At 78.5% G+C, this 1442-nt stretch carries 2 protein-coding genes; both read right to left on the bottom strand.

Going from position 1 to position 1442, the window contains the following annotated elements:
- Nucleotides 1–335 precede the first annotated feature (335 nt).
- A complete protein-coding gene (locus tag ABD317_RS36875) occupies nt 336–560 on the bottom strand; it encodes an HGxxPAAW family protein (protein ID WP_027753661.1) in 225 nt (74 codons plus the stop codon).
- Between the two features lie 85 nt (nt 561–645).
- On the bottom strand, nt 646–1278 hold the full coding sequence (locus tag ABD317_RS36870) for a TIGR02234 family membrane protein (protein ID WP_344296425.1): 633 nt from the start codon (nt 1276–1278) through the stop codon (nt 646–648).
- Nucleotides 1279–1442 lie beyond the last annotated feature (164 nt).

The following is a 1442-nucleotide window of genomic DNA, read 5'->3' as shown; positions in this document are numbered from 1 at the left end:
CGCCGACCGCGGCGAAGGCGGCGGGCGCGCAGGCCAGCGCGCCGAGCAGCGCCGCGAGATGCCGTAGCGGGACTGCTGCGGCGATATGGGGGGACACGACCGAATTATCGGGGTCGCGGCGCGACGGCGCATCCGCTGGAGAGGCGGTCGGGCAGGACGCAGCCGGCCGGCCGCGGCGTCGGCGCGCCGAGGGGCGCGAGGCACCGAGTAGCGCGGGGCGCAGGCGACGCACCGCGCCGAAAGTGCGGGGCGCACCGAGAGCGCCAGAGGCCGAGGGGCGCCCCACACCGAAGTCGCCGCGCAGCGCCAAGGGCCGCCCGGCGGCGGCCACCGCGTCAGTCGCCGGTGACGCGCAGCGGCGGCGCCGGCTTCTTGCCCATGCCCATGCTGCGCATGACGGCGCCGACCACGCCGCCGACGGGGATGATGATCAGGCTCAGCCAGAAGGCCACGGGCTGGTCCATCACCATCAGGGCGCCCGACACGCAGAACCCGATGAACATGATCACCACCGCGGTCCATGCGGCGGGGGTGTGTCCGTGGTCGTGGCCTTCCGCCATCACTGCGCTCCTCGAAACATGCGGTCCTGTCAGCAGACGCCACCATTCTCCCCGATCGCCGCGGACCCCCGGCGCCGGGGGCCGGTCAGCCCCCGCGCGTGGGGTCCTCGCCGCGGTCCAGGGCCTTCCACAGCTCCTCGGGCCGCTCCGGGTCCGCGGGGGCGGCGCGCCGCGGGCGCGCCGCGGCGGTGCCGCCGGAGCGCTCGTAGCGCCCGGACATCGCCGGCCAGCCGGGGCCGTAGCACCACGCGAGCACCCCGGCGGCCAGCAGCAGCACGCCGCCCGCGAGGCTCACCCAGGGCCACGCCGAGTGGCTGACGGCGTGCACCGCGGCGTCGTCGAGGGCGGCGGCGACGGCGGCCAGGTCGTGCGGCGCGGCGGTGTCGGAGGCGCCGGCCGCGGAGGCGGCGATCACACCGGCGCCGCAGAGGGTGAGCAGGGCGGCGACGACGGTGCGGCCGGTGCGGCGCACGGCGAAGACGGCGACCAGCGCGGCGAGCCCGACGATCGCCAGCGCGGACGGCAGGCCGGTGACGTCCCGGCCGCCGGCGGTGACGGGCAGCGTGGCGTCGGCCACGGGGGTGGCCGCCTCGCCCTCGGCCCAGGTGCGGCCGGCGGAGACGAGGACGACAGCGGCTCCGAGCGCGCCGGAGAGCAGGGCGGCGGCGAGGGGGGTGCGGGAACCGGACTGAGCTGTCACCCGGCAAGTGTCTCGCATCCGCTTCGCCCCGGATCGGCAGGGGGGCGCGGGCGCCCGGGTGTACGCGCCCTGAGCCGGGCGCGCGGGCGCACCGGCCCGTCCGCGGTTGACGCCGCGCCACGCCGGGGTCGCCGAGGCCGGCGGCGAGGGCGGCGGGGTCGTCGAGCGGCACCGACGAGCCG

The organism is Streptomyces synnematoformans, from assembly GCF_039531005.1.
Classification (GTDB): domain Bacteria; phylum Actinomycetota; class Actinomycetes; order Streptomycetales; family Streptomycetaceae; genus Streptomyces; species Streptomyces synnematoformans.
The sequence above is the reverse complement of the archived record's forward strand: the minus strand, read 5'-3'. Positions and strand labels throughout refer to the sequence as shown.

Bases quoted from the DNA above. Each gene is read 5' to 3' on its own strand.
- ABD317_RS36875 (WP_027753661.1), bottom strand. From the start codon at position 560: ATGGCGGAAGGCCACGACCACGGACACACCCCCGCCGCATGGACCGCG.
- ABD317_RS36870 (WP_344296425.1), bottom strand. From the start codon at position 1,278: ATGCGAGACACTTGCCGGGTGACAGCTCAGTCCGGTTCCCGCACCCCC.